We start from the raw sequence: 24,205 nt of genomic DNA, 5'->3' as shown, positions 1-24,205 counted from the left end.
TTATTTTGACGCCAGTTTGGTCGCTGGCACGGCAGCCGTTTCCCCGCTCAGCAAGTTAAAGCGATGGGTGATGTCGGCCGCCACCGTCTTGAAGCGCTCCAGTTCAACCCCGGCCAGCGGGCTGGCGGTAGGCACCACCACCGACATCGGATCGCGCGGTTCGTTGGCGACCCGGAATTCGTAATGCAAGTGCGGGCCGGTAGCCCAGCCGGTCATGCCGACATAGCCGATGACATCGCCCTGGCTGACCTTGCCGCCTTTGCGCGAGGTCGGCGCAAAGCGGCTCATGTGCGCATACACCGTTGAGTATTTGCTATCGTGCTTGATGATGACCACGTTGCCATAACCGCTTTCAACGCCGGCAAAGTCGATCACGCCGTCGGCGGTGGCATGGATAGGCGTGCCGGCAGCCGCAGCAAAATCAACGCCGGTATGTTTTTTCCACTTGCCCAGAATAGGGTGCACGCGCATCGAGAAGCCGGAAGAAATACGGGTAAAGGTCAGCGGCGATTTCAGGAAGGCCTTTTTCAGCGATTTGCCGTCGAAACCGTAGTAGCCGCCCTGGCCGCTGCCAGGTTCGTCAAACCAGACTGCCTGGAACGGCTTGCCGCCATTCACGAATTCGCCGGCCAGGATGCGTCCGGCGCGCAGGAACTGGCCGTTTTGCCAGAATGTTTCGTAGGCGACATTAAAATGGTCGCCGCGCTTCAGGTCGGAAGCAAAATTGATGTTGGTGCCGAACATGGCGACGATTTGCGAGGCCACGCTGTCGGGGATATCGGCGGCGTCGGTGGCGGCGAACAGCGAGGAGCGGATCACGCCGGTATGCATTTCGACGCGCCGTTCAACCGTGGCGGTTTCTTCGCTGACGGTAAACTTGTCGCCGTCGCGGTGGATCAGCAGATTGGTCGGCGTATCGTCGCCGTCGGCAATCGTCGCGCGCAGCATCTGCAGCACGCCGTCATTGCTGGTCTGCGCCTGCACCGTGGTGCCGGTCTTGAGGCGCAGCACGGCGCGTGCGCGGCTGTCCGACTTGATGAAACTGCTGGCCTGGTCGTCGTCCACGCCAAGCCGGGTCAGCAAGGTTGCCAGCGTGTCGCCGGCGCGCATCTTGTCTTCGGCAACGTAAAGTTGTTGCTGAGCTTCAAGTTTTGCGATCTGTTCGCTGAGGCTAGGCAGTTCCAGTTCGGCGGAAATGGCTTTCACCGATACTTCGTCAGGATCCGTTGGCAATGGAGCAACACCGGCCGCGCCAAAGGCAACCAGGGTCAGCAACACGGCGGAAGCGGAGACAATACGGGTTTTAGGCGTCGAATCAGCAAATGAAGCATAGACCCGGGTGGGTATCTGCTTGAAAAACGGCTTGATACTGGACCGCAAGTTGATGATTTTATCTTTGAGAGACATGCAATACGTTAAAATTTGCCGTTTGCTACCGATTCTTGTGTTGTTGTTTGATTGAACGACTTGCGGCGGGTTAAAAGGATCAGGGATTATACCTTAGGGCATCTTGGGCGGTTGTAGGACTAGTCTGATTTTATGGTAACCCTTTGTATTCGTTTTATATTTCCGTTATGTCCGTGATTTCGTTTCGCGCAGGCACAAGCGCAGCTTTTCAGATTTCATTTTCGCTGGATTTTTATTCCCTATATGGCTCACGATTCCCAAAACGCATCACCGAAGGCAGCCGCTGCTGTTGAAAACACCCCCCTGGTCCTGTCGGACCGGACCCAGGAGGCGCTGGCGATCACCAAGCGCGGCGTCGACGAACTGCTGATCGAGAGCGACTTTGCGCGCAAGCTGCAGCGTTCCGAGCAAAGCGGCAAACCCCTGCGCATCAAGCTGGGCCTGGACCCGACCGCGCCCGACCTGCACCTCGGCCATACGGTGGTGCTGAACAAGATGCGGCAGCTGCAGGATCTCGGCCATAACGTGATTTTCCTGATCGGCGACTTTACCTCGATGATCGGCGATCCGTCGGGACGCAACGTGACGCGGCCGCCGCTGACGCGCGAACAGATCGAAGAAAACGCCAAGACCTATTTTGCCCAGGCCAGCCTGGTGCTGGACCCGGCGCGCACGGAAATCCGCTACAACTCGGAATGGTCGGACAAGCTGGGCGCGCGCGGCATGATCCAGCTGTCGGCAAAATACACGGTGGCGCGGATCCTGGAGCGCGAGGATTTCACCAAGCGTTACAAGGCCGGCACCCCGATCTCGGTGCACGAGCTGCTGTACCCGCTGATGCAGGGCTACGATTCGGTGGCGCTGGAATCCGACCTGGAGTTGGGCGGCACCGACCAGAAATTCAACCTGCTGGTCGGCCGCGAGCTGCAGAAGGATTACGGCCAGGAGCCGCAGTGCATCCTCACCATGCCGCTGCTGGAAGGCCTGGACGGCGTCGAAAAGATGTCCAAGTCCAAGGGCAACTACATCGGCATCACCGAACCGGCCAACACCATGTTCGCCAAGATCATGAGCATTTCCGACGTCATGATGTGGCGTTACTACGAGCTGCTGTCGTTCAAGTCGCTGGCGCAGATCGCCGGCTACAAGGCGCAAGTCGACGGCGGCCAGAATCCGCGCGACATCAAGGTTGCGCTGGCGCAGGAAATCGTGGCGCGCTTCCACAGCCAGCAAGCGGCGGAAGACGCCTTGGGCGATTTCAACAACCGCGCCAAGGGCGGCATCCCGGACGACATTCCTGAACTGACGCTGAGCGGCGCGCCGCTGGGCATCGGCCAACTGCTGAAACAAGCCAATCTTTGTCCGTCGACCTCGGAAGCGCTGCGCATGGTGGAGCAGGGCGGCGTGCGGATCGACGGCGCCGTGGTCAGCGACAAGGGTTTGAAAGTCGACGCCGCCACCTTCGTGATACAGGTCGGCAAGCGCAAGTTCGCCCGGGTGACCTTGACGGCATGATCGGCCTGCTGCAGCGAGTCAGCCACGCCAGCGTGGTGGTCGACGGCCTGACTATCGGCGCCATCGATGGCGGCCTGATGGTGCTGCTGTGCGCCGAGCGCGGCGATCGTGAAAAAGAAGCGGACGCTCTGTTGGCCAAGTTGCTGGCCTATCGCGTGTTCGCCGACGATGCCGGCAAGATGAACCGCAGCCTGAGCGACATCGGCGGCGGCCTGCTGCTGGTGCCGCAATTTACGCTGGCGGCGGATACCCAGTCCGGCACCCGGCCTTCGTTCACGCCGGCGGCGGCGCCGGAAGAGGGACGCCGCCTGTTCGACTATTTCGCCAGCCAGGCCGCAAGTAGGCACAAGCAGGTTGCGACCGGCCGTTTTGGCGCCGACATGAAAGTGTCTTTGACGAATGACGGTCCGGTGACCTTCTGGCTGCAGGTAAAACCGTCGGCCGCTAAAGCGTAATCCGCTTTTGCTGTAGCCTGACAACTTTACGACAGACAGGAGCTTACCGTGAACCTCTGGAGCCACTCTTTCAACGACGGTGCATATATTCCTGGCGAATTTGCTTTCGCGGTAGTGCATCCCGAGACCCATGTCACCTTGTCCGCCAACCACAACCCGCACCTGGGCTGGGGCGAACCGCCGGCCGGTACCAAGTCGCTGGCGCTGATCTGCTGCGATCCCGATGTGCCGTCGCGCGGCGACGACGTCAACCAGGAAGGCAAGACGGTGCCGGCCGAGCTGCCGCGCGTCGATTTTTTCCACTGGGTGCTGGTCGACCTGCCGCCGCATGCGACGTCGATTGAAGCCGGAACCTTCAGCGACCGCGTCACGTCGCGCGGCAAGCCAGGTCCGGAAATCTACGGCAGCCCGATCCCAGGCGCGCGTCACGGCCTGAACGACTATACCGGCTGGTTTGCCGGTGATGCCGCGATGGCCGGCGATTATTTCGGCTACGACGGCCCATGCCCGCCGTGGAACGACGAGACCGTGCACCGCTATGTTTTCACCGTGTACGCGCTGGACATCGCGCGCTTGCCGGTAGACGGCAAATTCACCGGGCAGCAAGCGCTGGCCGCCATGCGCGGACACATCCTGGCCGAGACCTCGATCGTCAGCCTGTACACCCTGAATCCCGCTTTGTGAGCGTCAGCCCTGCAGAAAACCCATGCCAACTACCGAAATCCTGCTGATACGCCACGGCGAAACCGACTGGAACCTGGAGCGCCGCCTGCAAGGCCACCTGGATATCCCGCTCAATCCGGCCGGCCGGCGCCAAGCGCTGGCACTGGCGCGCAGCCTGGACGGCCTCGCCCTGGACGCCGTTTTCTGCAGCGACTTGCAGCGTGCGCAACAGACCGCCGCGCCTTTGGCTGAGACACGCGGCATGGCACTGCGCCTCGAAGCCGGATTGCGGGAGCGTTGCTACGGCGCGCTGGAAGGCTTGCGTTATCCGGAAGCAGCCGAACGTTTTCCTGATGCTTATGCGGCGCTGATGGCGCGCGCTGTCGATGTCCGTTATCCGGCCGGCCAGCACGTGGCGGAAACCATGCGCGAATTCTACGCGCGGGTGGTGGCGGCCTTGTCGGCTTTGCTGGCGCCGGGCGATCTGCGCCGGATTGCGGTTGTGACCCATGGCGGCGTACTCGACTGCATTTACCGTTTTGCCCACAAGCAGCCGCTGGAACAGGCGCGCAGTTGTAATATTTTCAATGCCAGCATCAACCGCCTGAGCTGGAACCCGGAATGGCCGCAGCCATTGCGGATGGACGGCTGGGCCGACGTGGCGCACCTGGACGCCTTGTCGCTGGATGAAATCGACCAATAAGCGCCGTTTGCAACATTGATGCCGCCGGCGGTTTTCCGCTTATGTTGGGCTTTCGCGGCAAGTGCCGGGAATCGCTATAAATCTGTATAAGCTGTTGCAAAAACAGTTGCGATAAAAGCAGCGTGCTTGTGCTAATCTTGCTAACAAGAATTAAAACAACAGCGGGACTGCCAGCATGAAACTTAATCTCTTTCCCTCCTGGGCGCAGCGTGCCGCTGACCCTGTGCCGTTGGCTGATGTGGTCGATGCGGCCGCGGGGAAACAGAGTGCGCCCGCCGTCACCGCGCCGGCGCTGAACGATGAGCAGCTGGCGCTGGTCGGCGTATTGCACCAGCTGTTGCAGACCCTGCCCCAGGCCTATAGCGGACGTGAAAGCGTCAAGCGCCTGTGCCAGATGATCCTGCCGGCCAGTCCGCATATCCGGCTGGTGTGGGTCGGTTTCTGCCAGGACGATTCGGAAGCAACCATCAAGCCGGCGGCGATTGTCGGCAAGGCGCTGGGCGAGTCGGAGAACTGGCAGCTGGCCAAGGATTGTTTCGACTACGTCGCGCCGTTTGCCCAGGTCGCCGATTGGGAGGCTGGCCACGACAGCGATTTCCATGCCTTGTTTACCCCTTGGCAAGCGCACCCCGAGCGTTGCTCGGCCAAGGCTGCGCTGGCCATACCGCTGCGTTCCGAAAAAGCCCGCATGCACGGCATGATGGTGTTTTATGCCGACAGCGAGGATTATTTTTCGGAAACCGGGTTTGCCTCGTTCCAGGCTTTCGGCCATGTCTGCGAAGTGATCTGGAAACAGTCCAACCTGTCGCACCTGCTCACGCGCCAGGCGCAGCTTGATTCGCTGACCGGCTTGCTGACGCGGCGCCGTATCGTGCACGTCTATGAAGAAGCGGTGGCGGCCACCGTCATCGACGAGTCGCCATTGTCCATCCTCTACTGCCAGCTGGACGACTTCCACAAGATCAACGACCTGTACGGCTGGGCGGTGGCCGACAATATCCTGGCGGCGTTCGCCAAGGATACCGGCGCCCAGCTGCGCAAGAGCGACAGCGGCGGGCGCTGGAACGCCACCGAATTCCTGTATGTGTTGCCGGCTACCGACACGGTCGATGCCGATAACCTGGCCGAGACTTTCCTCGGCCATTTCAAGCACCATCCGGTGAACATCGAAAACTGGTCGATCCGGCTCGCGTTGTCGATAGGAGTGGCCACTTACGGCGCCGACGGCCGCGGCCTGGATGAGCTGATCCACTACGCTACCCAGCATCTGCGCAGCTCCAGCACCTTGGCCGAAGACGAACTTTGATTGTGCAAAACCCCGCTTGCCTTGGCAATCGGGATAAAATGACGCCTTTCCCCTTGTGATTCCATCCCGAGTCAGTGACGCCGTCGTGAATATTGGCCCTTATTTCCTGCGTAACAACGTCTTTGTAGCGCCCATGGCGGGCGTTACGGACAGACCGTTCCGGCAGCTCTGCAAAGAGCTGGGCGCCGGCTATGCGGTGTCGGAAATGGCGGCTTCCAATCCGCGCCTGTGGCAGACCGAGAAGACCTCGCGCCGCATCAACCACGATGGCGAGATGGAGCCGCGGGCGGTGCAGATCGCCGGCGCCGATCCGCTGATGCTGGCGGAGTGCGCAAAATACAATGTCGATCACGGTGCGCAAATCATCGACATCAACATGGGATGTCCGGTCAAGAAAGTATGCAACAGCTGGTGCGGTTCCGCTTTGTTGCAAGATGAGCAACTGGTGGCGAAGATCCTGGCAACGGTGGTGAACGCGGTCGACGTGCCGGTCACGTTGAAATTCCGCACCGGCTGGGACCGCCTCAACAAGAACGCCCTGAATATCGCGCGGCTGGCGCAGGCCAGCGGCATCGCCATGCTGACCTTGCATGGCCGCACACGCGCTGACGGCTACAGCGGCGATGCCGAATACCAGACCATCGCCGCGGTCAAGGCCGCAGTCGCGATCCCGGTGGTGGCCAACGGCGACATCACGACGCCGGAAAAAGCAAGGCAAGTGCTGGAGTACACCAAGGCCGACGCCATCATGGTGGGACGCGCAGCGCAGGGCCGGCCATGGATTTTCCGCGAGATCGAACACTATCTGCGCACCGGGGAATATTTGCCGGCGCCGCTGGTGACGGAAGTGCAACAGCTGATGGATGAACACTTGCGTGCGCATTATGGATTTTATGGCGATTACCTGGGGGTGCGCACCGCCCGCAAGCATATCGGCTGGTATGTGCGCGATTTACCTGGCGGCGAGGCATTCCGGCAACGCATGAACCTGCTGGAAGACTGCGGCCAGCAGCTGGCCGCAGTAAATAGCTTCTTCGAATCGCAGTTTGCGTTTGGGGAGCGGTTACAATACGGTGTGGCCGAGCAGATGCTGGCGGCCTGAATCAGATCAACAAGAAACAGAACCAGGAATTTCCCGGCAGGCGGGCATCAGGCATGATGCCGTTGAGCCAACGCCGATGAAATTGCCTGAATCCTAAAAAAAGAACAGTAAAAAAGAATGAGCAAAGAAAGTATCCAAGACGTGGTGAAGCAAAGCCTTGAAAAATATTTCAAGGACCTGGGCGAACAGCCGCCGTCGAATGTGTATGACATGGTGATTTCCACGGTCGAAAAACCGGTGCTGGAAGCCGTGATCGCGCGCGCCGAAGGCAATCAGTCGCATGCGGCAGAAATGCTGGGAATCAATCGCAACACCCTGCGCAAGAAATTGCAGCAGCACGGTCTTTTGTAGCAGGCAGTCCAGGGATCAGCGGCGCCAAGCCTGAAACTGACAGCAAGCTGCCATCCTCGCCAAAGGATGGGGCGCTTCCCGCCGAGTATCCGCCAGTGATGTATTTATCCGTTTTCCTTCCCTTCCAGAGTTTTCATCATGATTAAACAAGCCCTCATTTCCGTATCCGACAAAACCGGGATACTTGATTTCGCAAAAGAGTTGTCGGCGCTGGGCGTGAATATTCTGTCGACGGGCGGCACCGCCAAGTTGCTGGCCGATAACGGCATCAAGGTCACCGAAGTGGCGGATTACACCGGTTTCCCGGAAATGCTCGACGGCCGCGTCAAGACCCTGCATCCGAAAGTGCACGGCGGCATCCTGGCGCGCCGCGATTTTCCAGAGCATGTCGCGGCCCTGGCGCAGCACCAGATCCCGCTGATCGATATGGTGGTGGTCAACCTCTATCCGTTCCAGCAGACCATCGCCAAGGAGCAGTGCTCGCTGGAGGACGCGATCGAGAATATCGACATCGGCGGCCCGGCCATGCTGCGCTCGTCAGCCAAGAACCACAAGGATGTGATCGTGCTGTGCGACCCCAGCGATTACGCCGGCGTGCTGGGCGAGCTGAAGGCGCATGACGGTGAAGTCGGCTACGGCACCAAGTTTACGCTGGCGAAGAAGGTGTTTGCCCATACCGCCCAGTACGATGGCGCGATCACCAATTATTTCACTTCGCTGGGCGAAGACAAGCAGCACGCTACGCGCAGCGCCTATCCGGAGACGCTGAACCTGCATTTCGAAAAAGTGCAGGAAATGCGTTACGGCGAAAACCCGCACCAGTCGGCGGCGTTTTACCGCGATACCCGCCATGTCGAAGGCGCGCTGGCTAATTACAAGCAGCTGCAAGGCAAGGAACTGTCTTACAACAATATCGCCGATGCCGATGCGGCGTGGGAATGCGTCAAGACTTTCAACGAAACCGCCTGCGTCATCATCAAGCACGCCAATCCTTGCGGCGTCGCGATCGGCAACAATCCGCTGGAAGCCTATAGCAAGGCGCTGCAGACCGACCCGACTTCGGCCTTCGGCGGCATTATCGCCTTCAACCAGGAGCTGGACGGCAATGCCGCCGAAGCGGTGGCCAAGCAGTTCGTCGAAGTCATCATCGCACCTTCCTTTACTGAGCAGGCCAAGCAGGTTTTTGCTGCCAAGCAGAACGTGCGTTTGCTGGAAATCCCGCTGGCGCACAACATCAACTTGCACGATTTCAAACGCGTCGGCGGCGGTTTGCTGGTGCAATCGCCGGATGCGCGCAACGTCGCCCTGAGCGAACTGAAGGTAGTGAGCAAGAAGCAGCCGACCCAGCAGCAGCTGCAGGACCTGATGTTTGCCTGGCGCGTCGCCAAGTTCGTCAAGTCGAACGCCATCGTGTTTTGCGGCAACGGCATGACGCTGGGCGTCGGCGCCGGCCAGATGAGCCGGGTCGATTCCGCCCGCATCGCTTCGATCAAGGCGCAGAATGCGGGTTTGTCGCTGGTCGGTTCGGCGGTGGCTTCTGATGCGTTTTTTCCATTCCGCGACGGCCTGGATGTGGTGGTCGACGCCGGCGCTACTTGCGTGGTGCAGCCTGGCGGTTCGATGCGCGACCAGGAAGTGATCGATGCCGCCGACGAACATGGCGTGGTCATGCTGCTCACCGGCACCCGTCACTTCCGTCACTAAGTAGCAGCGACCGGCGCTTCGTGCTTGCCACGGCGAAGCGCTTCGGTCATCGTCTGGTTATATGAAAATCCTCGGTATCGACCCCGGTCTGCGGACCACCGGTTTTGGCGTCATCGACAAGCAGGGCAACAAGCTCAGCTATATCGCGTCGGGCACCATCAAGACTCCGGACGCCGATCTGCCGCAGCGCCTGAAGGTGATCCTGGCCAGCGTTTCGGAAGTCATCCGCACCTATGCGCCGGATTGCTCGGCGATCGAAAAAGTCTTCGTCAACGTCAATCCACAATCGACGCTGTTGCTCGGGCAAGCCCGTGGTGCAGCGATTTGCGCTTTGGTCAGCGCGGATTTGCCGGTGGCTGAATATACCGCCTTGCAGATCAAACAGGCGGTCGCCGGCCATGGCAAGGCGCAAAAGCAGCAGGTGCAGGATATGGTGCAGCGGCTGCTGCAGTTGCCCGGCCTGCCGGGCACCGATGCCGCCGATGCGCTGGCCGTAGCGATCTGCCATGCTCACAGCGGCGATGCACTGGCGCACTTGAGTGCGCTGGCGCCAGGCTTGGCGAAGAAGGGCTTGCGGGTGCGCGGCGGCCGGCTGGTGGGTTGAGGTGCTTCCGCTCTGTTCCCGATTGTGGTGCAATGTTCAAAGCTGGTTTCTGTCGTTGCAGCAGGAATTAATCATGTTCCGTGATCTGCAGAAGTTCATCCCGCGCTATCAAGCCGCCTACTCCCCGCTTTATCTGTGATTTGTCTCATTTTGCATGTAGGAAGGCTCATTCAATTGTGAACCTTTGTTTCAGCAGAATCGTGGCAAACACATGTGTATATCTAAGAGCTGACATTTACATACAGCGCTAAGTCCTTCATTTATTTAGTAATTCAATGTAAGAACATCCTCGCCCCATTGTTAGATACCCGCGCTAAGTCATTGACTTTACTCGAATATTTTGCAATTGCCGGCAGCTAAATGGCTTGACCTAGAATAGTGCATCCTCTAAAGTGGGTGGAAGTGTGGAAAAGTGTTTTTTTGTGGGGCATTTGCAGGACGTTTTTACGTGCCGGCAGAGAACTTTTCAAGATCAATTTAAGGAGCGTGTGCGGTGTTTCAGGGTGCGTCAGCATTAAATCTCGATGCGAAAGGACGGATGGCAGTGCCGTCCAAGCATCGTGACGCGCTCACCGTCCAGTGCGAGGGGCGTTTGACGCTGACCAAGCACCCGCATGGCTGCCTGTTGCTGTTTCCGCGCCCGACCTGGGAAAGCCACCGCGAACAGATCGCAGCCTGGCCGATGTCGGCGCGCGCCTGGCAGCGGATTTTCCTGGGCAATGCCTCCGACGTCGAGCTGGATTCGGCTGGCCGGATCCTGGTGGCGCCTGAGTTGCGTTCGGCCGTCGGCCTGACGCGCGAGGTGATGTTGCTGGGCATGGGAAGCCATTTCGAGATTTGGGATGCGGCCAAGCTGGCCGAGAGCGAGTCGCAAGCAGTTGCGGCTGGCATGCCCGAAGTGTTAAGTAATTTTTCGTTCTGACGGGCCGGCCATGAGTGAACCAGTGGTGCCCGAGTTCCAGCACCGCACCGTGTTATTGGATGAGGCTGTCAGTGCGTTGGCGATTATCGGCGCGCGTGCGGACGGCATTTATGTCGACGGCACTTTCGGGCGTGGCGGCCATAGCCGCAAGATCTTGCAGAGCCTGGGGCCGCGCGGCCGCCTGATCGCTTTCGACAAGGATCCGCAGGCTATCGCGACCGCGGCCGAGATAGCCGACCCACGTTTCGAGATCGTGCACGACAGCTTTGCGACGATGGCGCAGGCATTGCAGGAAAGAGGCATTCAACAAGTCGACGGGGTGTTGCTGGACCTGGGCATCTCGTCGCCGCAGGTGGACGACGCCAGCCGCGGATTCAGTTTCCGCGCCGACGGCCCGCTCGACATGCGCATGGATACGACGCGCGGCATGTCGGCTGCAGCCTGGCTGGCAGTCGCAGATGAACAAACAATCGGAAAGGTGGTACGTGATTATGGGGAAGAACGGTTTGCTGTTCAGATTGCAAAGGCGATTGTTGCTAGCCGGACAGTCCAGCCCATTACTGGCACACGACAGCTTGCCCAGATCGTGGCAAACGCCGTCAAGACCCGTGAGAAAGGCAAAGACCCGGCCACTCGTACCTTTCAGGCTATACGGATTTTCATCAATCAAGAGCTTGAAGAACTCGAGATAGTACTGGATCAGGCATTTCGGCAGATGGCCCAGCAAGGGAGATTAGTCGTGATCAGCTTTCATTCGCTGGAAGATCGGATCGTCAAGCAGTTCATGGCTTCCAAAGCCAGGCTGCCGCAGCCCGACCGTCGCCTGCCGATTCGCGCCATTGACCTGCCGCAGCCGGAGTTGAAGCTGGTGGCGCGGGTCAAGCCATCCGATACCGAAGTCGCCGACAATCCGCGCGCGCGTTCCGCCATCATGCGGGTCGGCGAGCGCCTGGCTGCTGCCGGTGCTTCTGCTGCCGCCGGAGTCCAGCCGTGAGCGGGCGCCTCAATTTTGTCCTGGCGCTGGCGCTGGTGCTGTGCGCACTGGCGCTGGTCAACGCGCAGTACCAGGCGCGCCAGCTGTTCATCGAGCTGGAACGGGCGGCCAGCCAGTCGCGCCAGCTCGATATCGAATGGGCCCAGCTGCAGCTCGACCAGTCGACGCTGGGCAAGAACGCCAGGATTGAAGCCAGCGCCACGCGCGACCTGAACATGGTGCCGCTGACCGCTGCTCGCACCCAATACCTGACGGTGGGGGAAAAATGACGCGCAATCCCCCGCGCAGCTCCCACGCAGGACGGATTGCCGCCGGCAAGGGGGTGCCGTTTTCGGCCAGCCCGATGCTCAAGGTCAAGCTGCCGGTCTGGCGCTCGCGGGTGGTGCTGTTCGCCATGTTTGCGGCCTTCCTGGCGCTGATCGTGCGGGCCTTGTGGCTGCAAGGGATTTCCACCGACTTCCTGCAAAAGCAGGGCGCGTCGCGTTATGCGCGCACGCTGGAGCTGCCGGCCACGCGCGGCAAGATCACCGACCGCAACGGCCAGGTGCTGGCCTCGTCGGTGCCGGTGAAAGCGATCTGGGCCATTCCTGAGGATGTGCAGGCGGCGCCGAAAGAGAAGCTGCAGGCCTTGGCGAAGCTGCTCGACATGAGCTATGCCGAACTCAGCAAAAAACTCGATTCCGACCGCAATTTCGTCTACCTCAAGCGCCAGGTCGAGCAGGATGTGTCGGACCAGATCATCAAGCTTGGCATCGACGGCATCGAGACCCGCAAGGAATACAAGCGCTTCTACCCGGAAGGCGAGGTGATGGCGCACGTGGTCGGTTTCACCAATGTGGAAGATGCCGGCCAGGACGGCATGGAGCTGTCGCAGCAGAAAAACCTGGCTGGCACCACCGGCAGCCGGCGCGTGATCAAGGACCGGCTCGGGCGTATCGTCGAGGATATCGAAGCGGTCAAGGAGCCGCATGACGGCAAGGACCTGGTGCTGTCGATCGACAGCAAGATCCAGTACATCGCTTTTACCCAGTTGAAAGAAGCGGTGGCCAAGAGCAAGGCCAAGGCTGGCGGCATTGTGGTAGTTGACGCCAAGACCGGCGAAGTGCTGGCGCTGGCCAACCTGCCCAGCTACAACCCGAACGACCGCTCGGTACTGACCGGCGCGCAGCTGCGCAACCGCGTGATGACCGACACCTTCGAACCGGGCTCGACGCTCAAGCCGTTTACCGTGGCGCTCGCGCTCGATACCAACCGGGTGCAGGCCACCACCACCTTCCAGGTTCCCGACAAAATGACGATCGGCACCGCCACCGTGGGCGATTCCCATCCGCATCCGGTGTGGAACATGAGTGTCGCGCAGATCATCCAGAAGTCGTCGAATATCGGCACCGCCAAGATCGCGCTGCAAATGCCGGCCGAGGAAATGTGGGAGATGTTCACTACTGTCGGCCTTGGCCAGCAGCCGAAATTCGGTTTCCCCGGAGCGGTCGCCGGCCGCGTGCGCCCGTTCAAATCGTGGCGGCCTATCGAACAGGCCACCATGAGCTATGGCCACGGCATTTCGGTATCGCTGATCCAGATGGCGCATGCCTACACGATCTTTGCCCGCAACGGCGACCTGATCCCGCTGTCGTTCCAGAAAGTCAACGAGCCTCCGGTCGGCCAGCGCGTGGTATCGGAAAAAACCGCGCTGACCATGCGCGCCATGCTGGAGCGGGTTACCGCGCCCGGCGGCACCGCGCCCAAGGCCCAGGTCCCTGGCTACCGGGTGGGCGGCAAGACCGGCACCGCCTACAAGATCGAAGGCGGCAAATACGTTAAAAAATATATCGCCGATTTTGTCGGTTTTGCGCCGGCTTCCGATCCGCGCCTGATCATTGCGGTCATGGTGGACGAACCTAGCGTTGGCTCGCACTTCGGCGGCGACGTCGCCGCCCCGGTGTTCGCGACGGTTGCGGCAAACGCCTTGCGGGCGCTGAACGTGCCGCCGGATTCCAGCGTCACCGACATCATCATCCCGACCGACGGTCCGCAGGAGGGCTTGTGACAAAGCCTAAGCTACAGCAATTGCCGGAGATCCAGCAGTGGCTGGACAGCGTGGCTCCGGCCGGCGCAGAACTGGTGTCGGATTCGCGCAAGGTGAAAGCCGGCGATGTGTTTTTCGCCTATCCCGGCGATGCCGCGGACGGTCGCGCCTATATTGCACAGGCGCTGGAAAACGGCGCGTCCGCCGTGTTGTACGAGAAGGAAAAATTTGCCTGGGACAGGGATGGAGATGCGGCATGGCGTGTCGCCCATCGCGCAGTGAGCGGGCTCAAGCGGCTCAGCGGCCAGATCGCGCACGGCTATTACGACCAGGCAGACAAAGACATGCTGGTGGTTGCCGTCACCGGCACCAACGGCAAGACCTCTTGCACCCAATGGCTGGGCCATGCGCTGTCGCACCTGGGCCAGGCCACCGGCGTGATCGGCACCCTGGGCACAGGAATCTATACGCAAGGCGAGCGCGGCGAGTTCGAGGAAACCGGCAACACCACGCCCGATGCGCTGCTATTGCAGCAGGCGCTGAGCAACATGCGCCGGCAAGGAGTAGCGGCGCTGGCCATCGAAGCTTCCTCGATCGGGCTGGAACAAGGGCGCCTGAACGGCATGCATGTCGACATCGCCCTGTTTACCAATTTCACCCGCGACCACCTGGACTACCACGGCGACGAACAACACTATGAAGCCGCCAAGCGCATGTTGTTCGACTGGCCCGGATTGCGGCAGGCAGTGATCAACCTCGACGACGCCATGGGCTTGCGCTTGATTGATCATTTACAGCAGAAGCAGCCAGCGGTGCCGGTGATCGCCTATAGCTGCGGAGAAACGGAACCCCCATCCGGCGTGCCGCTGCTGCGCGCCTCGGCGATCCGCACCAATGCTACCGGCACGGCGTTCCATGTCGATTCGCCTTTCGGTTCGGCGCTGGTCAAGACCCAGCTGGTGGGGCAGTTTAATGTCAGCAATGCCCTGGGCATCCTGGGCGTGCTGCTGGCTAAAGGCGTGGCCTGGGATGCCGCGCTGAATGCGATTGAACTGTTGGTTGCCGTGCCGGGTCGAATGCAGCAGTTCGGCGGCCAGGACGCGCCGCTGATAGTGATCGATTATGCACATACCCCTGATGCGCTGGACAAAACCTTGAATACCCTGCGGCAAGTAGCGCAGCAGCGCAACGGCGAGTTGTGGTGCGTATTCGGTTGCGGCGGCGATCGCGATCCCGGCAAACGGCCGCAGATGGGCGCCGTGGCGGAACTCGCAGATCACGTCATCGTCACCAGCGATAACCCACGCAGCGAAGAGCCCAGCCTCATCATCGGCCAGATCCTGGCCGGGATGAAAGCGCCGCAGGCTGCGCAGGCGCTGGAAGACCGCGCTGCAGCGATCTTGTGGGCGGTGCGCCATGCGGCCAAGGCCGATGTGGTCTTGCTGGCGGGCAAAGGACATGAAACTTATCAGGAAATAAAAGGAAAGAAATTGCCGTTTCTAGATGCCGACCATACCGCGCTGGCGCTGGCCGCGCGGGCTACGATGAAAGGCGGCGCCGCATGAACGTCTCATTGTCGCAATTGCAAGCGTGGCTGGGATTGCCTTCGGTTGGCGCCGGCCAGGACCAGGTCATGATCAGCGGCTTGTGCACGGACAGCCGCGCGGTGACGCCAGGTTGCGTGTTTGTCGCCTTGCGCGGCGAGCGCTTCGACGCCCACGATTTCCTGGCCCAGGTAATCGCCCAAGGCGCGGCTGCGGTGGTGGTGGAACACGTGCCGGCCGCGCTGGCCGGGTTGGCAATGCCGGCGGCGCTGGTGGTGAGCGACACCAGGATTGCGCTCGGTACGATAGGGCAACGCTGGCGGCAGCAATTCACGCTGCCCTTGATTGCGGTCACCGGCAGCAACGGCAAGACCACTGTCAAGGAAATGATCGCCGCGATCCTGGTCGCGGCTTTTGGCGCGGACAAGTCGCTGGCGACGCGCGGCAATTTCAATAACGAGATCGGCGTGCCGCTGACCTTGCTGCGGCTGGACGCCGGCCACCAGGCTGCAGTGATCGAGCTCGGCATGAACCATCCCGGCGAAATCGCGCTGCTGACAGCGCTGGCCGAGCCGACGGTGGCGCTGGTCAACAACGCCCAGCGTGAGCACCAGGAATTCATGGCCAGCGTCGCCGCGGTCGCTGAAGAAAACGGCAGCGTGATACGCGGCTTGCCGGCCGGCGGCATCGCGGTGTTCCCGGCAGATGATCCTTTTACCGGCCTGTGGCGCGGTTATGCCGCCGACAAGGCTGGCAGCATCAGTTTTGGCCTGAGCGCCGACGCCGATGTCAGCTGCAGCTACACCGGCGCGGCGCATGGTTTCGGCAGCGACCTGATCGTTACCTTCGCCACCGCGGGCGGTCCGCAAATATTCGCTTTGCAGCTGGCCGCCGCCGGCGAACACAATGTGCGCAACGCGCTTGCCGCGATCGCCTGCACCCTGGCGATCGGCATCGACGTCGCCGCGATCAAGCGCGGCCTGGAAACCTTTGCACCGGTCAGCGGCCGCCTGCAACGCAAACTGGCGACAGCTGTCGGTTGCGCCGGCGCGCTGGTGATCGATGACACCTACAACGCCAATCCGGATTCGGTGCGGGCCGCCATCGACGTGCTGGCGCAATCGGCCGCGCCGCGTTTGCTGGTGCTGGGCGACATGGGCGAAGTCGGCAACGAAGGACGCGAATTCCATCAGGAAATCGGCGCTTATGCGCAGCAGCGCGGCATTACCCAACTGTTCACCCTGGGCGACCTGGCGGCAGACGCCAGCGCCGCCTTCGGCCCGCAGGCACAACACTTTAACGACATCGCAGCGTTGCTAGCCGCGCTCGATGCGACCATGACGCCGGACACCACGGTGCTGATCAAAGGGTCGCGCTTCATGAAAATGGAGCGTGCTGTCCAGCATCTGGCCGGTACAACATCTGAGGGGACTCACTAACATGCTGCTATGGCTGGCACAAAATTTTCAGCAGGATTTCAGTTTCCTGCGCGTCTTCAACTTCATCACCTTTCGCGCTGTGTTCGCGACCTTGACGGCGTTGATGATCGGCTTGATCGCGGGGCCCGGCGTGATCCGCATGCTGGCGCGCCTGAAGGTCGGGCAGGCGGTGCGCACCGACGGTCCGCAGACGCATTTGATCAAATCCGGCACGCCGACCATGGGCGGCGTGCTGATCCTGATTGCGATCGGCATCTCGACCTTGCTGTGGAGCGACCTGGGCAACCGTTTTGTCTGGATCGTACTGGTGGTGACGCTGGGTTTCGGCACCATCGGCTGGGTCGACGATTACCGCAAGGTGGTCTACAAGGATCCGAACGGCATGCGTTCGCGCGAAAAATATTTCTGGCAATCGGTGATCGGCGTGGTGGCGGCGATCTACCTGGCGTTTTCGGTGTCGGCGCCGAACAACACCCAGGTCTGGGACTTGTTTGTGGCTTGGGTCGAGTCCGGCTTCAGCCTGGACCTGCCGCCCAAGGCCGACCTGATCGTACCGTTTTTCAAGACCATCAGCTATCCGCTGGGGGTCTGGGGTTTCATGGCCCTGACTTATTTTGTCATCGTCGGCACCAGCAACGCGGTCAACCTGACCGACGGCCTGGACGGCCTGGCGATCATGCCGACCGTGATGGTAGGGGCTGCGCTAGGTTTGTTCGCTTACCTGACAGGTAACGTGACTTTCGCCAAATACCTGCTGATCCCGCATATCCCGGGCGCCGGCGAACTGCTGATTTTCTGCGGCGCGATGGCCGGCGCCGGACTTGCCTTCCTTTGGTACAACGCCTATCCGGCCCAGGTCTTCATGGGCGATGTTGGCGCGCTGGCCTTGGGCGGCGCGCTCGGCACCGTGGCGGTGATCGTGCGCCAGGAAATCGTGCTGTTCATCATGGGCGGTATTTTCGTCGTCGAGACTTTGTCGGTGATGTTGCAGGTAATCTATTTCAAATACACGAAAAAGCGTTTCGGCGTCGGCCGCCGGGTATTGCTGATGGCGCCTTTGCACCATCACTATGAACAAAAAGGCTGGAAGGAAACGCAGGTTGTGGTGCGTTTCTGGATCATCTCGATGATGCTGGTGCTGTTTGGACTTTCAACTCTGAAGCTAAGGTAAGCGGCGGTAATGGACTACACGGGTAAACATGTTCTGGTATTAGGGCTCGGAGAATCGGGCCTGGCATCCGCATTGTGGCTGGCGCACTGCGGTGCGACGCTGCGCGTGGCGGATACGCGCAGCACACCGGAACGCCTGCCGCTGCTGCAACAGGCAATTCCGGCGGTGGAATTTGTCGCCTCCAGCCCGGAAGGCGGTTTTGCCGTCGAGCTGCTGGACGGCATCGACTTTGCCGTCACCAGCCCGGGCCTGGCGCCCGCCGGCGAGCTGAAGGAAATCCTGTCGGCGGCGACCGACTGCAATATCCCGGTATGGGGTGAAATCGAAATATTTGCGCAAGCCCTGGCGGCATTGCGCGAGAGCCGCTCGTATACGCCGAAGGTGATTGCCATCACCGGCACCAACGGCAAGACAACAGTCACCAGCCTGACCGGCCTGCTGTGCGAGCGCGCCGGCCTGACGGTGCAGGTGGCCGGCAATATCAGCCCGGCGGCGCTGGATGTATTGCGCAACGCGCTGGAAAAAGACGCCTTGCCACAGGTCTGGGTGCTGGAACTGTCCAGTTTCCAATTGCATGCAACCTGCAACCTGCACGCCGACGCCGCGACCATCCTGAACATCACGCAGGACCATCTGGACTGGCACGGCGACATGGAATCCTATGTGGCTGACAAGGCGCGCATTTTCAGCGCCGATACGGTGCGGGTGCTGAATCGCGACGATCCGTTGACGATGCAGTTCAGTAACGGCAACAGCATCAGTTTCGGTTTCGACGAACCGCTGGACGGCGACTGCTTCGGCCTGGTCAGCGACAACGGCATGCAGTGGCTGTCGGTGGCGGTGCCGGGTGACGAAGATGAACGGGTCGAAAAGCGACGCAGTAAAAAGGAACAACTGGCCTTGCTGCCGGTCTCGGTAAAACGCTTGATGCCGGCGGACGCGCTGCGGATCCGCGGCCGCCACAATGCCGCCAACGCGCTGGCCGCGCTGGCCCTGTGCCGCGCCATCGACCTGCCCTTTGCGCCGCTGCTGCACGGCTTGCGCGAGTATCACGGCGAGCCGCATCGGGTCGAACTGGTGACGACGATTGGCGGCGTCGAATATTACGACGATAGCAAAGGCACCAATGTCGGCGCCACGGTGGCGGCCTTGAACGGCCTGGGACGCGGCTGCGACGGTGACGGCACGGGTAACGCTAACCCTAGCCGCCTGCTGCTGATCGCCGGCGGCGAAGGCAAGGGACAGGATTTTTCGCCGCTGGCCGCACCGTTGGCCACCTACGGCCGCGCCTTGCTGCTGATTGGCCGCGACGCTCCGGTGATCCGCGCCGCTGTTGAAAAACAGGCGGCCGGCATCGCCATGGTGGATTGCGCCACGCTGGAAGAGGCGGTGACGCGTGCCGCCGAATTGGCGCGGGCGGGCGATGCGGTATTGCTGTCGCCGGCTTGCGCCAGTTTCGACATGTTCCGCAATTACGCCCATCGCGCGCAGGTATTCGTCGATGCCGTACGTGAGCTGGCTTTGTCGCGTGGCGAGGTCGGGCTATGAAATTTGCCTTCCCATCATTTTCAGGCAAGCCGGCGGACCAAGCGCCGGCGCGGCCGCGCACGCTCGACAGCCAGAAACCCGGCGTCCAGCGGTCGAAAATGATGGAGTACGACCAGCCGCTGGTGTGGGTGGTCGTGCTGCTGATGCTGTTCGGCCTGGTGATGGTGTATTCGGCCTCGATCGCGCTGCCGGATTCGCCCAAGTATTCGAATTACACGAATGGCCATTTCCTGGTGCGGCAAGCGATTTTTATCGGCGTTTCGCTGCTGGCCGGGCTGGTGACCTTCCGCATCCCGATCGCCACCTGGCAGCGCTGGGCGCCGTACCTGTTCGTGATTACCCTGATCCTGCTGGCGATGGTGCTGGTGCCGGGCCTGGGGCGCGGCGTCAACGGCGCCAAGCGCTGGCTGTCGTTCCGCGTATTCAACCTGCAACCGTCGGAATTGATGAAGCTGTTCATCGTCCTGTACGCCGCCAACTACACGGTGCGCAAGCAGGAAGTGATGCACAAGCTGACCAAGGGCTTTCTGCCAATGACCGCCGCGGTCGGACTGGTCGGCCTGCTGCTGATGCTGGAGCCGGACCTCGGTGCGCTCGGCGTGATCGTCTGCATTGCGATGGGCATCCTGTTCCTGGGCGGGATCAACGGCGTCTGGTTTGGCGGCATAGGCGCCATGCTGGCCGGCATGTTTACCCTGGTGATCTGGCTGTCGCCATGGCGGCGCGAGCGGATTTTCGCTTACCTGAATCCGTGGGCGGAAGAAAATGCCCTGGGCAAGGCTTATCAGCTGTCGCATTCGCTGATCGCCTTCGGCCGCGGCGAACTGTTCGGCGTCGGCCTTGGCGCCAGCGTCGAGAAGCTGCATTACCTGCCGGAAGCGCATACCGACTTCCTGCTGGCGGTCATTGGCGAAGAGCTGGGATTTGCCGGCGTGCTGGTGGTAGTCATGCTGTTTTACTGGATCATCAAGCGTTCTTTTGAAATCGGCCGCCAGGCGATAGCCATGGACCAGACTTTTGCCGGCTTGACGGCCAAGGGCATAGGCATCTGGATCGGAGTGCAGACTTTCATCAACATGGGCGTCAACCTGGGCTTGCTGCCGACCAAGGGCCTGACCTTGCCGCTGATGAGCTACGGCGGCTCCGGCGTGCTGATCAATTGCGTCGGCCTGGCGATCTTGCTGCGCATCGATTACGAAAACCGGGTTCTGATGCGCGGAGGCCGGGCATGAATCTCGGCACAAAACGCCTATTGATCATGGCGGCAGGCACCGGCGGCCACATATTTCCCGGGCTGGCGATTGCCGACACCATGCGCGCGCGCGGCTGGCAAGTAAGCTGGCTGGGGACTACCCACGGCATGGAGCGCGACCTGGTGCCGCAGCACGGCATCGAGATGGACCAGATCACCTTCTCGGGTTTGCGCGGCAAAGGCCTGGCGCATACCTTGCGTGGCGCCTGGCGCTTGCTGGCTAGTTTCCCGGCCTGTTTCCGCATCCTGGGCCGGCGCCAGGCCGATGTGGTGCTGGGCATGGGCGGTTATGTGACGGTGCCGGGCGGAGCGATGGCGCGCTTGCGCGGCGTGCCGCTGGTGCTGGTGAACGCCGACGCGGCGTTGCTGTTGTCGAACAAGACCCTGACGCCGCTGGCGCAGCGGGTGCTGTTCGGGTTCCCGGCGGATTTTGGCAAGGCCGCAAGCAAGGCGCTGGTTACCGGCAATCCGGTGCGCAAGGAAATCCTGGCGCTGCCGTTGCCGGCCGAACGTTACAGCGGGCGCATCGGTCCTTTGCGTTTGCTGGTGGTGGGCGGCAGCCTGGGCGCGAAGGCGCTCAACGACTGCTTGCCGGCGGCCCTGGCCTTGATTCCGGCCGACCTGCGGCCCAGCATAACGCATCAGTCCGGCAAGCAGCATATCGATGCCTTGCGCAGCGCTTATGCGGCGGCCGGCGTGACCGCGGAGGTGGTGGCGTTCATCGACGACATGCCGCGCCGTTATGCCGACGCCGACCTGGTGATCTGCCGCGCCGGAGCGATCACGATTTCGGAACTGACTGCCGCGGGTGTCGCCAGCGTGCTGGTGCCGCTGGTGGCGTCGACCACATCTCACCAGCGCGACAATGCGCGCTGGATGGCGACCCAGCAAGCGGCGATCCATTTGCCGCAGACAGACTTGAGCAAAGAGCGCCTAGCCGCCTTGTTGACGCGGATCTCGCGCCAGGACTGCCAGACGATGGCGCAGGCAGCATATGAAAACGGCCGGCGCGACGCCAACCAGGCGATCGCGCAGGTTCTTGAAGAATTGGCAGGTACGCAGTGAGCGAAGACCATGAAGCATAAAGTTAAAAATATCCATTTCGTAGGTATCGGGGGCAGTGGCATGAGCGGCATCGCCGAGGTGCTGCTTAATCTCGGCTATACGATTTCCGGTTCCGATCTTGGCGATAACGCCGCCACACGGCGCCTGGTCAGCCTTGGCGCCAAAGTCAGCCGCGGCCATGCCGCCGCGAATATCGACCAGGCGCACGCGATCGTGACATCGACAGCGGTGCAGGCCGATAACCCGGAAGTGGTGGCTGCGCGCGAGAAGCACATTCCGATCGTGCCGCGCGCGGTCATGCTGGCGGAGCTGATGCGCCTGAAGCGCGGCATCGCGATTGCCGGCACCCACGGCAAGACCACTACCACTAGCCTGGTGGCGAGCGTGCTGGCGCAGGGCGGCCTCGATCCGACTTTCGTCATTGGCGGCCGCCTCACCAGCGCCGGCGCCAACGCCAAGCTGGGTTCCGGCGATTTCATCGTGGCCGAGGCCGATGAATCGGATGCCTCGTTCCTGAACCTGTCGCCGGTGATCGAAGTGATCACCAACATCGATGCCGATCACATGGATACCTATGACCATGATTTCGGCAAGCTGAAGCAGGCTTTTGTCGAGTTTACCCAGCGCCTGCCGTTTTACGGGGTGGCGGTGCTGTGCATGGACGACGCCAACGTGCGTGAAATCATGCCGCAGATTTCCAAGCTGATCACCACCTACGGTTTCCACGCCGACGCCGACGTGCGTGCGATCGACGCCAAGGCTGTTGCCGGCCACATGCAGTTCACGGTGATCCAGAAAGGTTATGCGGCGATGCCGATCAGCCTGAATCAGCCGGGCATGCACAACGTCCAGAACGCTTGCGCGGCGATTGCGATTGCACGTGAGCTGGGTGTCGCGGATGCGGCGATCCAGCAGGCGCTTACCGAATTCAACGGCGTCGGCCGCCGCTTCACGCGCTACGGCGAAATCAAGTTGCAGGACGCCGCCGGCAAGGCAAACGGGGAGTTCGCGCTGGTCGACGACTATGGCCATCATCCGGTGGAAACCGCGGCGACGATTTCGGCGGCGCGCGGCGCTTATCCCGGACGGCGCCTGGTGCTGGTATTCCAGCCGCATCGCTATACCCGTACCCGCGACCTGTTTGAAGATTTCGTAAAAGTGCTGTCGACGGTGGATGTGCTGGTGCTGGCTGAAGTGTATGCCGCCGGCGAAGCGCCGATCATCGCCGCCGACGGGCGCGCCCTGGCGCATGCCTTGCGGGTGGCGGGCATGGCCGAGCTGGTGTTTGTGGAAGACATCAACGACATGCCGGCATCGGTCCTGAACATTGTGCGCGACGGCGATGTAGTGATGACGATGGGTGCCGGCTCGATCAGCGGCGTGCCCGGCAAGCTGGCGCAATTGGTAGAGCAATAGACATGAATACAGCGATGAGTGAAACGATGAGCAAAAAAAAGACAGGCCATCAATTCGGCAAAGTCGGGGTGCTGTTCGGCGGCCGTTCGGCCGAGCGCGAAGTTTCCATCATGTCCGGCAACGGCGTGCTGAAGGCATTGAAAAGCCATGGCGTTGACGCCTATCTGTTTGATACGCGCGAGCGCAGCCTGGCCGAGCTGGCGGCGGAGAAATTCGACCGCGTGTTCATCGCCCTGCACGGCCGTTACGGCGAAGACGGGACTTTGCAGGGCGCGCTGGAGCAGCTCGGCATTCCTTATACCGGGCCGGGCGTGATGGCGTCGGCGATTGCCATGGACAAGGTCATGACCAAGCGCATCTGGCAAAGCATGGGTTTGCCGACGCCGCGTTTTATCGTACTGGATTCGCACAGCGCAACTCGCGAAGAACTGCGCCAGGTGCCGGACGTGCTGGGTTTGCCGCTGATGCTGAAAGCGCCGCATGAAGGATCGACTATCGGCATCAGCAAGGTCGTGGGCTATTCCGACATGAGCGAAGGTTTTGCCTTGTGCGCCAAATTCGATGAAAAAGTGCTGGCGGAAGAATTCGTCGCCGGACGCGAGCTGACGGTGCCGGTGCTTGGCGCCGGCCGCAATGCACGGGCTTTACCTATTGTTGAAATTCGCGCACCGGAAGGCAATTACGACTATCAGCATAAATATTTTACCGATGATACCAAGTACTTGTGTCCGGCGCCCCTGGATGAGGGACTGACGCAGCACATACAGTCGCTGGCGGTGCAGGCTTTCAATGCACTCGGATGCGAGGGCTGGGCGCGGGTCGATTTCATGCTGCGCTCTTCCGACAACGAACCGTTCCTGCTGGAGATCAACACTTCGCCGGGCATGACCGGCCATTCGCTGGTGCCGATGGCAGCCAAGGCGGACGGTGTGAGCTATGAAGACCTGTGTGTGGAAATACTGAAATCGGCCTCGCTTGACCTGAATCCGTCAAAAGACTGGAAGCCAGACTGATCCGG

Annotated in this window: 22 protein-coding genes; 21 read left to right on the top strand and 1 reads right to left on the bottom strand. The window is 61.2% G+C overall.

The features are described from left to right. The gene (locus tag CFter6_RS22165) at positions 1 to 1,407 is read right to left on the bottom strand and encodes a M23 family metallopeptidase (protein ID WP_061541747.1); all 1,407 of its coding nucleotides are present in this window, start codon (positions 1,405 to 1,407) and stop codon (positions 1 to 3) included. A gap of 243 nt (positions 1,408 to 1,650) precedes the next feature. Here CFter6_RS22165 and tyrS point away from each other — a divergent pair, with 243 nt between their 5' ends. From tyrS to CFter6_RS22060, 21 genes are all read left to right on the top strand, one after another. Beyond that, the gene (tyrS, locus tag CFter6_RS22160) at positions 1,651 to 2,922 is read left to right on the top strand and encodes a tyrosine--tRNA ligase (RefSeq protein ID WP_061541746.1); all 1,272 of its coding nucleotides are present in this window, start codon (positions 1,651 to 1,653) and stop codon (positions 2,920 to 2,922) included. Beyond that, positions 2,919 to 3,377, top strand: coding sequence for a D-aminoacyl-tRNA deacylase (gene dtd, locus CFter6_RS22155; protein WP_061541745.1), 459 nt, complete (start codon positions 2,919 to 2,921; stop codon positions 3,375 to 3,377). Before tyrS ends, dtd begins: the two co-directional genes overlap by 4 nt. A gap of 48 nt (positions 3,378 to 3,425) precedes the next feature. Next, positions 3,426 to 4,061, top strand: a complete 636-nt coding sequence (locus CFter6_RS22150; protein WP_061541744.1) for a YbhB/YbcL family Raf kinase inhibitor-like protein — start codon at positions 3,426 to 3,428, stop codon at positions 4,059 to 4,061. A 22-nt stretch (positions 4,062 to 4,083) separates the two neighbouring features. Then, complete coding sequence (locus CFter6_RS22145) at positions 4,084 to 4,743, top strand: histidine phosphatase family protein (protein ID WP_061541743.1); 660 nt, start codon at positions 4,084 to 4,086, stop codon at positions 4,741 to 4,743. Between the two features lie 175 nt (positions 4,744 to 4,918). Further along, positions 4,919 to 6,049 (top strand): GGDEF domain-containing protein, encoded by a 1,131-nt coding sequence (locus tag CFter6_RS22140; RefSeq protein WP_061541742.1) that lies wholly within the window; start codon positions 4,919 to 4,921, stop codon positions 6,047 to 6,049. Between the two features lie 85 nt (positions 6,050 to 6,134). Continuing rightward, complete coding sequence (dusB, locus tag CFter6_RS22135; protein WP_061541741.1) at positions 6,135 to 7,151, top strand: tRNA dihydrouridine synthase DusB; 1,017 nt, start codon at positions 6,135 to 6,137, stop codon at positions 7,149 to 7,151. Between the two features lie 117 nt (positions 7,152 to 7,268). After that, positions 7,269 to 7,502, top strand: a complete 234-nt coding sequence (locus CFter6_RS22130) for a Fis family transcriptional regulator (protein ID WP_014007929.1) — start codon at positions 7,269 to 7,271, stop codon at positions 7,500 to 7,502. A 138-nt stretch (positions 7,503 to 7,640) separates the two neighbouring features. Beyond that, positions 7,641 to 9,206 (top strand): bifunctional phosphoribosylaminoimidazolecarboxamide formyltransferase/IMP cyclohydrolase, encoded by a 1,566-nt coding sequence (purH, locus tag CFter6_RS22125; protein WP_061541740.1) that lies wholly within the window; start codon positions 7,641 to 7,643, stop codon positions 9,204 to 9,206. A gap of 61 nt (positions 9,207 to 9,267) precedes the next feature. Then, the gene (gene ruvC, locus CFter6_RS22120) at positions 9,268 to 9,810 is read left to right on the top strand and encodes a crossover junction endodeoxyribonuclease RuvC (RefSeq protein ID WP_014007927.1); all 543 of its coding nucleotides are present in this window, start codon (positions 9,268 to 9,270) and stop codon (positions 9,808 to 9,810) included. 493 nt (positions 9,811 to 10,303) lie between these two features. Further along, positions 10,304 to 10,732: a division/cell wall cluster transcriptional repressor MraZ gene (gene mraZ, locus CFter6_RS22115; protein ID WP_061534628.1), complete on the top strand. Its 429-nt coding sequence runs from the start codon at positions 10,304 to 10,306 to the stop codon at positions 10,730 to 10,732. Positions 10,733 to 10,742: 10 nt separating this feature from the next. Next, entirely contained in the window at positions 10,743 to 11,726 is a 984-nt protein-coding gene (gene rsmH / locus CFter6_RS22110) for a 16S rRNA (cytosine(1402)-N(4))-methyltransferase RsmH (protein ID WP_061541739.1), read from the top strand. Next, on the top strand, positions 11,723 to 11,995 hold the full coding sequence (ftsL, locus tag CFter6_RS22105; protein WP_014007924.1) for a cell division protein FtsL: 273 nt from the start codon (positions 11,723 to 11,725) through the stop codon (positions 11,993 to 11,995). The genes rsmH and ftsL overlap by 4 nt, the downstream gene beginning before the upstream one ends. Further along, complete coding sequence (locus CFter6_RS22100) at positions 11,992 to 13,773, top strand: peptidoglycan D,D-transpeptidase FtsI family protein (protein WP_014007923.1); 1,782 nt, start codon at positions 11,992 to 11,994, stop codon at positions 13,771 to 13,773. Before ftsL ends, CFter6_RS22100 begins: the two co-directional genes overlap by 4 nt. After that, a complete protein-coding gene (locus tag CFter6_RS22095) occupies positions 13,770 to 15,317 on the top strand; it encodes a UDP-N-acetylmuramoyl-L-alanyl-D-glutamate--2,6-diaminopimelate ligase (protein ID WP_061541738.1) in 1,548 nt (515 codons plus the stop codon). The genes CFter6_RS22100 and CFter6_RS22095 overlap by 4 nt, the downstream gene beginning before the upstream one ends. Next, complete coding sequence (locus tag CFter6_RS22090; RefSeq protein ID WP_061541737.1) at positions 15,314 to 16,735, top strand: UDP-N-acetylmuramoyl-tripeptide--D-alanyl-D-alanine ligase; 1,422 nt, start codon at positions 15,314 to 15,316, stop codon at positions 16,733 to 16,735. The genes CFter6_RS22095 and CFter6_RS22090 overlap by 4 nt, the downstream gene beginning before the upstream one ends. Position 16,736: 1 nt before the next feature. Beyond that, the gene (mraY, locus tag CFter6_RS22085) at positions 16,737 to 17,906 is read left to right on the top strand and encodes a phospho-N-acetylmuramoyl-pentapeptide-transferase (protein ID WP_014007920.1); all 1,170 of its coding nucleotides are present in this window, start codon (positions 16,737 to 16,739) and stop codon (positions 17,904 to 17,906) included. Between the two features lie 9 nt (positions 17,907 to 17,915). Further along, positions 17,916 to 19,454, top strand: a complete 1,539-nt coding sequence (gene murD, locus CFter6_RS22080; RefSeq protein ID WP_061541736.1) for a UDP-N-acetylmuramoyl-L-alanine--D-glutamate ligase — start codon at positions 17,916 to 17,918, stop codon at positions 19,452 to 19,454. After that, entirely contained in the window at positions 19,451 to 20,686 is a 1,236-nt protein-coding gene (ftsW, locus tag CFter6_RS22075; protein ID WP_061541735.1) for a putative lipid II flippase FtsW, read from the top strand. The genes murD and ftsW overlap by 4 nt, the downstream gene beginning before the upstream one ends. Further along, positions 20,683 to 21,771 (top strand): undecaprenyldiphospho-muramoylpentapeptide beta-N-acetylglucosaminyltransferase, encoded by a 1,089-nt coding sequence (murG, locus tag CFter6_RS22070; RefSeq protein ID WP_061541734.1) that lies wholly within the window; start codon positions 20,683 to 20,685, stop codon positions 21,769 to 21,771. Before ftsW ends, murG begins: the two co-directional genes overlap by 4 nt. Positions 21,772 to 21,780: 9 nt before the next feature. Next, positions 21,781 to 23,187: a UDP-N-acetylmuramate--L-alanine ligase gene (gene murC / locus CFter6_RS22065; protein ID WP_061541733.1), complete on the top strand. Its 1,407-nt coding sequence runs from the start codon at positions 21,781 to 21,783 to the stop codon at positions 23,185 to 23,187. A 26-nt stretch (positions 23,188 to 23,213) separates the two neighbouring features. Continuing rightward, positions 23,214 to 24,200 (top strand): D-alanine--D-alanine ligase, encoded by a 987-nt coding sequence (locus CFter6_RS22060; RefSeq protein ID WP_061542520.1) that lies wholly within the window; start codon positions 23,214 to 23,216, stop codon positions 24,198 to 24,200. The last annotated feature ends 5 nt before the right edge of the window (positions 24,201 to 24,205 follow it).

The sequence above is a fragment of the Collimonas fungivorans genome (genome assembly GCF_001584145.1).
Lineage (GTDB): Bacteria > Pseudomonadota > Gammaproteobacteria > Burkholderiales > Burkholderiaceae_D > Collimonas > Collimonas fungivorans.
This window is presented reverse-complemented; position numbering and strand designations above follow the sequence as displayed.

Coding starts and splice junctions, on each gene's coding strand:
- dtd (WP_061541745.1), top strand. CDS start 2,919: ATGATCGGCCTGCTGCAGCGAGTCAGCCACGCCAGCGTGGTGGTCGAC.
- murD (WP_061541736.1), top strand. CDS start 17,916: ATGGACTACACGGGTAAACATGTTCTGGTATTAGGGCTCGGAGAATCG.
- CFter6_RS22060 (WP_061542520.1), top strand. CDS start 23,214: ATGAGCAAAAAAAAGACAGGCCATCAATTCGGCAAAGTCGGGGTGCTG.
- CFter6_RS22140 (WP_061541742.1), top strand. CDS start 4,919: ATGAAACTTAATCTCTTTCCCTCCTGGGCGCAGCGTGCCGCTGACCCT.
- mraY (WP_014007920.1), top strand. CDS start 16,737: ATGCTGCTATGGCTGGCACAAAATTTTCAGCAGGATTTCAGTTTCCTG.
- ftsW (WP_061541735.1), top strand. CDS start 19,451: ATGAAATTTGCCTTCCCATCATTTTCAGGCAAGCCGGCGGACCAAGCG.
- rsmH (WP_061541739.1), top strand. CDS start 10,743: ATGAGTGAACCAGTGGTGCCCGAGTTCCAGCACCGCACCGTGTTATTG.
- CFter6_RS22130 (WP_014007929.1), top strand. CDS start 7,269: ATGAGCAAAGAAAGTATCCAAGACGTGGTGAAGCAAAGCCTTGAAAAA.
- murC (WP_061541733.1), top strand. CDS start 21,781: ATGAAGCATAAAGTTAAAAATATCCATTTCGTAGGTATCGGGGGCAGT.
- CFter6_RS22090 (WP_061541737.1), top strand. CDS start 15,314: ATGAACGTCTCATTGTCGCAATTGCAAGCGTGGCTGGGATTGCCTTCG.
- CFter6_RS22145 (WP_061541743.1), top strand. CDS start 4,084: ATGCCAACTACCGAAATCCTGCTGATACGCCACGGCGAAACCGACTGG.
- CFter6_RS22165 (WP_061541747.1), bottom strand. CDS start 1,407: ATGTCTCTCAAAGATAAAATCATCAACTTGCGGTCCAGTATCAAGCCG.
- tyrS (WP_061541746.1), top strand. CDS start 1,651: ATGGCTCACGATTCCCAAAACGCATCACCGAAGGCAGCCGCTGCTGTT.
- ruvC (WP_014007927.1), top strand. CDS start 9,268: ATGAAAATCCTCGGTATCGACCCCGGTCTGCGGACCACCGGTTTTGGC.
- CFter6_RS22100 (WP_014007923.1), top strand. CDS start 11,992: ATGACGCGCAATCCCCCGCGCAGCTCCCACGCAGGACGGATTGCCGCC.
- murG (WP_061541734.1), top strand. CDS start 20,683: ATGAATCTCGGCACAAAACGCCTATTGATCATGGCGGCAGGCACCGGC.
- purH (WP_061541740.1), top strand. CDS start 7,641: ATGATTAAACAAGCCCTCATTTCCGTATCCGACAAAACCGGGATACTT.